At 48.7% G+C, this 9,062-nt stretch carries 7 protein-coding genes; 1 reads left to right on the top strand and 6 read right to left on the bottom strand.

Annotated elements, in window-relative coordinates; genetic code table 11:
* The 4 genes from ACWA6V_RS12020 to ACWA6V_RS12005 form a co-directional block, all read right to left on the bottom strand.
* The coding region (locus tag ACWA6V_RS12020) for a tryptophan 7-halogenase (protein ID WP_449522712.1) at window positions 1-346 on the bottom strand (346 nt) is incomplete at its 3' end.
* A 160-nt stretch (window positions 347-506) separates the two neighbouring features.
* Window positions 507-3,710, bottom strand: a complete 3,204-nt coding sequence (locus ACWA6V_RS12015; protein WP_449522711.1) for a TonB-dependent receptor — start codon at window positions 3,708-3,710, stop codon at window positions 507-509.
* 392 nt (window positions 3,711-4,102) lie between these two features.
* The gene (locus ACWA6V_RS12010) at window positions 4,103-5,158 is read right to left on the bottom strand and encodes a FecR family protein (RefSeq protein ID WP_449522710.1); all 1,056 of its coding nucleotides are present in this window, start codon (window positions 5,156-5,158) and stop codon (window positions 4,103-4,105) included.
* Window positions 5,155-5,796 (bottom strand): RNA polymerase sigma factor, encoded by a 642-nt coding sequence (locus tag ACWA6V_RS12005; RefSeq protein ID WP_449522709.1) that lies wholly within the window; start codon window positions 5,794-5,796, stop codon window positions 5,155-5,157. The genes ACWA6V_RS12010 and ACWA6V_RS12005 overlap by 4 nt, the downstream gene beginning before the upstream one ends.
* Window positions 5,797-6,069: 273 nt before the next feature.
* On the opposite strand from ACWA6V_RS12005, the gene ACWA6V_RS12000 reads away from it, so the two are divergent.
* On the top strand, window positions 6,070-7,995 hold the full coding sequence (locus tag ACWA6V_RS12000) for an alpha-amylase family glycosyl hydrolase (RefSeq protein ID WP_449522708.1): 1,926 nt from the start codon (window positions 6,070-6,072) through the stop codon (window positions 7,993-7,995).
* 29 nt (window positions 7,996-8,024) lie between these two features.
* Here the strand turns inward: ACWA6V_RS12000 and ACWA6V_RS11995 are convergent, their stop codons facing one another.
* Window positions 8,025-8,531: a DUF1993 domain-containing protein gene (locus ACWA6V_RS11995; protein ID WP_449522707.1), complete on the bottom strand. Its 507-nt coding sequence runs from the start codon at window positions 8,529-8,531 to the stop codon at window positions 8,025-8,027.
* A 9-nt stretch (window positions 8,532-8,540) separates the two neighbouring features.
* On the bottom strand, window positions 8,541-9,062 hold a 522-nt coding region (locus tag ACWA6V_RS11990), incomplete at its 5' end, for an N-formylglutamate amidohydrolase (protein WP_449522706.1).

Here is a 9,062-nt window from a genome sequence, read left to right as displayed (position 1 = left end):
CTGCCAAATTGGTTTTTCCAAACCCTTGCGGCAACATTAAGGGATGATAATAAAAATCATCGGCAGTACCTGTTACCCAACGCGCAAATTTTGCGCCCTGTTTAAATGAGGCATCGCACTCGCGAATAAAATCGGTTTCGGAAATGCCTAATTTCATCAGGGTGGAGCGCATAGTCGGCCAGGTACCTTCACCTACGCCGATAATGGGAATATTGGGGGATTCAATCAGAGTGACACGAATATGTTTGCCATCTTGCGCACGATGGTGTGCTGCGATACGCCCCGCAGTAAGCCAGCCAGCAGTGCCCCCACCGACTATCACAATATTGGATATCTTATTATTCATAGCGGACCCGTTGGTAACTCATATTGCCATCCCGGGTAGGGACATTAATGACAAAAAAAATGAAACAGGTTGTGAAATAAAAAGGGCCGCTGTAAAAAACAGCGGCCTAAAAATCATAGCGGACATAGGCTATGAGTTGTTCACCTGACATCTAACGGGATTAAAAACTCGCACGTACACCCAGTGCCCAACGACGACCGCTATCTTCAATTAACAATAAGTGGTTGTCGTAACGGCCGCGTTTGTGGGTGTATTCCTCGGTGAGATTAATGCCTTCAACGAAGACGGTAATTTCATCGGTAACATCGTAACTCGCACTTAAATCCCATTGCTCGTAATCTTCTACGATGGTGGGGCCGTTGCCATTACTCTGAGTAAGCGATTGCACAAATTCACCGCGTTGGTTGTAGGCTAAACGCAGTTGTATTGGACCCTGCTCATAAAAGCCGACCAGGTTCATAGAATCACTCAAACCAGTGAGTGCAAATACCTGTGTAACATCGGCTGGGTCGAGTTCAGCATCGCTATCCACCAGTGTGGCGTTAAACATCATGCCAAAACCACTTTCGCCGAAGGTGTGTTGCACGCCGAGTTCAACACCGTCTACCGTTGCATCTTCGCCATTGTTGGGTAGGGTATTTTTAAATACCGCCACTGAATCGTTGGCATCGGCGGCGCCGGTGTCGCTACCGGTTGATGGATCGAGTAGCAAACTGCCGCTGGGCAATGTGAAGGTTTTATCGGCAATCGTGTTGACAATAAAATTCGCTACGTCTTTTTTGAAATAACCGGCAGATACATAACTGGCATCGCCGTAATACCACTCCCAACTTAAATCAAAGTTGTCGGATTCAAAGGGTTTGAGTGCAGCGTTACCACTGGTGGAGGTGAGGTTGCCACCTTGGCGGGTGGTGGTAATTACTGTCACGGGTGCCATGCTGGTGAGAGTGGGGCGCGTTAAACTTTTGGATGCCGCCATGCGCACAACCATGTCATCGGTTATATCCAGTTTGATGCTCATGTTGGGTAGGATTGCATCGTAACTATTATCGACGTTAATCGATTGTGCTGCACCAAATTGCGCGAGCATTTCGGTTTCATCCAAAATACGCAAGCCAGTGACGGGAGCTTCAGTACCCGTGACAGTGACATCGGTGGATTCAACACGCACACCACCAATGGCAGAAACAGGCATGCCGCTCAAATCGCCAGCGAATTCAGATTCCAAATAAAACGATAAGGTATCTTCTTCAACGACGAAGGAATTATCACGCTTCACTGCATCAAAATTTTTGCCGCTGGTGCTTTCGAGGTAAGCAAATTGCGCTTCGCCATCGTGCGCGAGCCATTGCGTGGGCATGCGGCCACTGCCGCTGACATCGCTGAGGAAATCATCGCCCGCATCAAAAATATATTGCATATCGGCAGGAATCACGGGCGAATCAGGATAGCCACAATAGGTACAGTGAATGCCGACACCTTCGTTATCCCAGCGCTCCAGTGCTTTGTCTTCACTGGAGAACATAGTGCCGAATTTAATTTTTACTAAACCGGAATCGCCGCCTTCATCCCAAGTGCCGTCCATTTTGAATTGGTTGACTTCGTCATCCACCGCCCAACCGCGACGCAACATTACGTGTGCACGGCTATTGTCTTTATCAAGCAAATCACCTACACCTGCCGGTGCAACATAATTGGGTGCACTTGGATCGCGATAAGCAGTGCCATCCAATTCTTGTTGGCCGGAGAAAATACTTGCGTCGGCAGTGGCAAATTCACTCGCATAAGGCAGGATATTGTCGTCCACCTGGAAGCGCACGCGGTTGGCATAACCAATCAAAGAAAGCTGATCGCCGCCGCCATTATTAGCATCGCGCTTGGCATTTGAAGTGGTGATGTCAAAATTCAAATTCAATTTGTCGTTCACTTGCCAATCAGCATTAATGCCGAAGAGCGAGTTGGACGTGAGGCGATCAAATTTTTTCGCGTGCATGTCCGTTGCCAAGCCGACTTCCTGACGCAAATCAATGACAGTGCCGTTTTCATCGGTCACTGCATCGGTGATGTTCGGTGCAGTAAACCAGTGGCCATATGAAAGCGCATTGGTTTCTACATCAAAATCGGAATAGATAGCGTCGGTGGTAATGGTTAAATCATCGGTTGCTGCGAATTGCAGCACAAGCGACGCGTTAGTACGGGTGCGCTCTTCAAAGGTGACTTTGTGGTCGTAATTGCGTGGCGAAAAAATCGTAGTGCCTGCAGGCACGCCCGCGCCGCCATTTAATTCAGAGGTGGGGATGCCGACATTTTCCAGCCATCCATCCATTTGTGCTTGATTTAAACGGGTGTCGCGCTCCTGATGTGAGACGGCCAGCAGTGCGCCGAATTTTCCATCATTAAAGACATTGCTGATCAAGCCAGAAATTTGCGGTGTGGTTTCTTCGCTGTTTTCTTCCATCGCCGCTTTCACACTGCCCGCGACTTTAAAATCGCCGATTGCAAATGGGCGCGCGGTTTTTACGTTGACGGTTGAGCCTACGCCGCCAGATTGCATAGTCGCCGATGAGGTTTTGTACACTTCCAAACCGCTCACTAGTTCAGATGCAACTGTATCAAAACTAAATGCGCGCGATAAATTTTCGGTCGCCATTTGACGGCCATTAATTAATACGGTGTTAAATTCCGGGCCGAAACCGCGCACGGTAATTAATTGGCCTTCACCGCCTGAGCGGTCTATCGACACACCGGTAATACGCTGCAATGATTCGGCGAGGTTGGTATCGGGAAACTTACCGATGTCTTCGGAGGAGATGGCATCGACCACACCGCCTGACGCGCGTTTAACATCCATTGACCGCTGCAAGCTACCGCGAATACCGGTCACCATTAATTCTTCGACTTGTTCTGTTGCACCTGATGGAAGGGGTGCATCTTGTGCGATTGCCTGGGTGCCGGCAACGGAGGTTAATAAGCCAATAATAGCGCTGAGTTTATTTTTATTGTGCATTGAATCCAACTCCTCGTGAGACTGATTGGTCGTAATGGTCAGCAGACCCTTCTCGTCAATCTTCACACTGAGTTTGGTATTCGCCACCAAGCGCTTTACAGCGTCTTCGATGGAATAGCGACCGGCCAATTTATTGGTGATTATTTTCGCTGCATCATCAAACGGAAATATCAGCGTAATATCGGCCTGCTCGGCAAACTCAGTGAGCGAAAGATCTGCCCGTTGCTGAGGAATGTCGAACTGGATAATTTTAGCGAGAGAATTGTTTTCCGCCCACGCAGGCATAGGTGTGCCTACCGCGAGGGCAAAAACCAGTAACCGAAAAATTGCCTGCTCGTTTACCTCAGCCGCGAGCATCTTGCTCGCGTGCTTAATAGACGATGGGCAAATTTTTTTCCGCCATCTTAATGAGGACATTTGCACTGTGAACACATTATTGTGATTTTGTTGTCGCTTTATAGTTGTTATTGGAACCCCGCGCCGCACAATATAGCCGGATTCTTTTTTCGTAGTGGTAATGCTTGATGCTAGAGCTTAAAGACTTGTGCGCCAAGGAACAAGCGTGGGCGCAATAAACTTGGATATAGTCTGGCAGACTTTTTAGGTGGGCGAGGGAAAAAATTTTCGCGATAAAACAGGAAATTGCTCAACCGCCAAACACTCACTGCAAAAATCTTGCAGTGAGTAGTTATTCGCACCATGATGCATTAAGCGTCAGCGGTGCCCCTGAATACGAATCGTTATTGCGCTTATTTGGCACTTAACCGAATTTTATTGTTGCCAATGCGCTGGTTGTGAATATTAAAATTTTGTTCCAGTGCGGCGAGTAAACCATCCACATCACCCGCTTTAAATAGTCCGGCAATACGTTCCTGTTTAATACTTTCATCGATCACCTCAAATTGCACTGAGGTGTAGCGATTAATTTCCACCAAGGCGTCTTCCAATGTTTCGCCACGAAATACCAGATTGCCTTGCCGCCAGCTGAGTTGTGCGGTGATTTCATTGTCGTCTGCTCTGGCGATAGTTTCCTGCTTTGCGCCTAGCAGCACTTTTTCACCTTTTGCAACTGCCATGGAGGTGGCGGGCAAACGCTCGGCGACAATTTTTTCAATCGTCTGTTGCACTTCTTGTTTGGCGACCAATACTTTTCCATCGGTCACTAACAATGCAACTTCGTTGTCATTGCGAATGCGCACATTAAATGCAGTACCTACAGCCTGCACGACTTTATTGCCAGCGACCACACTCAGTGGGCGAGTTTTATCGTGCGCCACTTCAATATTTAATTCGCCGCGCTCCAATAAAAATAAGCGATGGTCTTCACTGTATTTAACGATCACACGGCTATTGGTGTTTAACACCAATAGCGAGCCATCCGGTAAATTTACGTTGGAATGTTCACCCACAGCCGTTTCATAAACGCCATCAACCACCGCTTGGTCGCTGTGCAGCCATGCGATGAGTGATGTCGATTGGGAGGTAGAAAAACTCCAACCAAACACTAATGCAACCAATACCAGCGATGCGGCAATCGCACCGTAAAAACGTGGTTTGCGCGCGCGTGGTGATACTGATGCTTGCTGCGGTGCTTGAAATAAATCGGCAAGGCGCGCGAGGCTGTCCATCTTGTCCCACAATTCCGCCATCTCAAATAATACCGCGCGATGCTGTTCGTTCGCGTTGAGCCAGTGGCTTAATTCCTGCTGCTCTTGCGCCGCTAATTCGCGATCAATACGTGCGATCCACAGGCTTGCCTGATCGTAAATCTGTTCGCGGTTGGGGAAATCAATAATATTACTCATGATTTGCTCCGCTCTTGAGCGCCCATATTTTTGGCGAGCGATGAGTTTGTCTGGCGCGTGCCAGTGCCTTGCTTTAACTCAGCCATAAATTGCGCACAGCGTTTAATGCCGGTAGCGATATGCTTTTCCACAGTGTTCTCACTGATATCAAGGTTAAGGGCAATTTCTTTTTGCGAATAACCGTAGACTTTCTTTAATACAAACGCCTTGCGACACTGCAGCGGCAATTGCCGCACCGCTTCGCAAAAAAAGCCAAATTCCTGATTGGCCGCAACGCGATCAAAGGTTTCATCGGCGCGGGTGGTAAACCCCACCAGCTCCAGATCCAAATCATCATCCAAACTCACACTTAAACGCGTTTCAGCGCGTTTGAGGTGATCCAGAGCCAGGTTTTGCGCGGTGCGCAACATAAATGAGCGCGGGAACTGGATCTGCTCCGGCGTCTCCACCTGGCAAACGGGCACATAGGTTTCCTGCACTATGTCTTCCACTTCCTTGGGTGGTACCAAACGCGATACGGCACGTGCAAGCGTGCTGCGCAAGGCAACAAACAGGTTGGCGATATTGTCCTGCTGTGCGTTCTCGGTCATTGGTTTGGTAGTCGGTGAATCGTTATTCGATTTGTTGTTATAGGTCATGGGCTTCAGCCACCAAGGTGATTTCCTCATAGTCCATGACGATGCAGGATGAATATTCCGCCATAGTAGCGGAATATTTTTTCTGCAAATGGATTATTGGGTTATCAAAAGAGGGTCGTTTGAGCCAAAACAGCATAGCAATGTCCGCGCTTCTGCTAGCTGGTGGTCAAAACCGGGTGGTAGAGTCGAGTCTGGCTGGTTCGTTTTTTGAGCAGTCAATCCAGCATAGAGTAGTCATCGGAATACGGCCGCTGCCGAAGGAGATTTCCCGCTATGTCATTCACTCAAACTATCCTCAATGCGCCGCGCCCTGCGGCCATCCGCACAGTAAAGCTGCCGCGCCGTATCAATTATTTTCCCTCCCCGGCGGATTGGCGCAACGAAACCCTGTATTTCCTGTTGGTTGATCGTTTTAGCGATGGCCTTGAAGCCCAGCGGCCATTGCTCGACCGCACCAACCTTGCCGCCGCGCGCCCGGTAAATTGGCGTTGGGATTTGTGGTCACAATCCGGCGGTGAGCGCTGGCAGGGCGGCAACCTTGGTGGCGTTGCTTCCAAACTGGATTATTTAAAAGGCCTCGGCATCACCACTATTTGGCTCAGTCCAGTGTTTAAGCAACGCGGCCATCTCAATTCCTTTCACGGTTATGGTATTCAGGATTTTCTGGATGTGGATCCACACTTTGGTGATCGTAAAGCACTGGTGGATTTAGTGGCGCTTGCACACAGCAAAGGCATGCGCATTATTCTCGATATCATTTTCAATCACTCGGGTGAAAATTGGACTTATCCCGCGCATTTGCCCGGCGGGAAATTCCAGCCGCATTACACTAGCGCCAGGCATGCGTTTGGCGCCTGGCGCGGTGAACAAGGTGAAGATGTGGGCGTGATCACAAGCGATGAACAGGGTGTGTGGCCAAGTGAACTGCAGGATCCCGATAAATATACGCGCGCCGGCGCCGGTAATTTAGGGGCAGGTAGTATTGACGATCCACAAGCCGAACATAAACGCACGGATTTTATTACGCTCAAAGATTTCAATCTTGATCATCCACACTTAATGGGTGAGCTTGCCCGTTGTTTTAAATATTGGATTGCACTGAGCGATTGCGATGGCTTTCGTATCGATACACTCAAGCATGTCTCTTTTGAGCAGGCGCGCAATTTTTGCGGCACTATCAAAGAGTTCGCCGCTAATTTGGGCAAGAGTAATTTTTTTCTGGTGGGCGAAATTGCGGGTGGCGATTTTGAACAGGACCGCTATTTAAATGTACTTAGTCGCAATTTAAATGCGGCGTTGGATATTGGTGGTATGCGCATCACGCTCAATCAGGTCGCCAAAGGTTTGCAGCATCCCGCTGATTATTTTGCTGGGTTTGATCCGGGCAATGCCGTTATGGGCTCGCATCGCGCAGTGGGCGAAAAGCATGTGTCTATTTTGGATGATCACGATCACGTATTTGGCAAAAAAATTCGCTTCTCGGCTGAGGCAGCGTCGCCCAATCAAGTGGCTGCAGCAGTTGGCATACAATTATTTACCTTGGGCATTCCCTGTATTTATTACGGTACAGAGCAAAGTTTAGGTGGGCCTGAGCTTGCCGAGCGAATTTGGCTGGAAGGATTCGGATCTAATGACCGCTACCTGCGCGAAACATTATTTGGTGCGGAGCATCCGCGCAAAGATGGACTTGCCGGTTTGGATTCGGCAGCGAATCCCTGCGATGACAATTTGCCGGGTTTTGGTCCCTTCGGCACGGTGGGGCATCACTGCTTTGATCCTGCTAGCAGTGCTTACATCCGTATTCAAGCGATGGCGCAGGCGCGCGCACAATTTCCGGCGCTGCGTGTTGGCCGCCAATATTTGCGTCCGATCACTTTTCTCGGCAATCCATTCGCGGTTTATGGTAACGGTGAAATTATTGCCTGGTCGCGCATTCTTGATGACGAAGAATTTTTAATTGTGCTCAATCCGCACGGCACCCAAATGCGCGGCGCGGATATTTTAATTGATAGTGCGTTAAATCCACTGGGCAGTGTGATGACGGTGGTGGTGAATACTGCGCAGGCCGCCGATGCCAATTATTTGGTAGATAGCGTGGGCAGTAGCAAACCTGCAAGGCGGCTGGAATCGGGTATTCACTGTGTGGAAATTCGCAATCTTGGTCCGGCAGAAATTCTGGTGCTGGTGAATCGAGTGTAATGTAGGTTTATTGGTTGGTATAAGTTGAATTAAACAAACGAAAAACCGGTCGGATACTGATGGTAGCCGTCAAAGTCGCCTTTGCTGAGCGGCACACCGGCGTGGCGGGCAATGCTATAAACCATGCAAAGGTGAAAGAAGAAATTGGGTAAAGCATAAAAATTCACATATTCATCTGCGGCTAAATCCAATTCAGTAAAACCTGCCTTATCCTGAATGTGTGCAGGTGGCTGATGAAATTCAGCAGCAGGTATCGCTTGCAAGTATGCAATGGTTTCATCCAGTTGTTGTTGTAAACCAGCATAGGTTTCCTGTTGGTTATCAAAACTAATCCGCTCGCGCTTTGCTAGCGGACAACAGGTGCGCAGGGAAAAATTAGCTGCTGTGCGTATCTGCGCGAGCAGTGGCAGCATATCGCTGTGCAAACTGGTATGAAGTAGGGCGGGATTTTGTTGCTGATGAAGCGCAATTTTCTCTACTATCACTTTGAGTTGGTGCAGATAGTGAATAAAAATTTCAGTAGGATTTTTCTGCATGAATAAATCTCAATATGCCAAATCAATTGCGCGATAGGCGCGTGCAATACGTGTCGCCCAGCGTTCGATCCCTGTCTCGGTTGTCAATCCATCCTGACGAATTTCAATCATTGCACAGGGCAGCCCTCGCGCTTCTCCATGTGTCGGAATGCTGTAGTCGAATGCATCCTCAATCGGATAGGGCTCGTTAAAGCCGACAATAATATCGCCTTGTTGGACCAATGCGCGATATAAATTTTTGGCAAAGCGAGCATCACTTTTATGTGAGACACCAATATGCCATGGGCGCTGCTGATTAAACAGGAAAGGTGTGAAACTGTGAATGCTCAAAAAGAGAGTGGGATGCTTGGGGTTGCTGAGCAGGCGCGCATCTAGTAATGCCTCTATGGCATCGTGATAGGGAATAAATAAATTCTGGATGCGATCAGCGCGCTCATAAGCGGATAAATTTTGGTTTCCGGGAATGACTATTCCTGCGCTTTGGTCAGGAATTAATTCATCGCTCTTGATGGGGCGGTTGGAATCAATAAC

Source organism: Cellvibrio sp., assembly GCF_053579595.1.
This window is presented reverse-complemented; position numbering and strand designations above follow the sequence as displayed.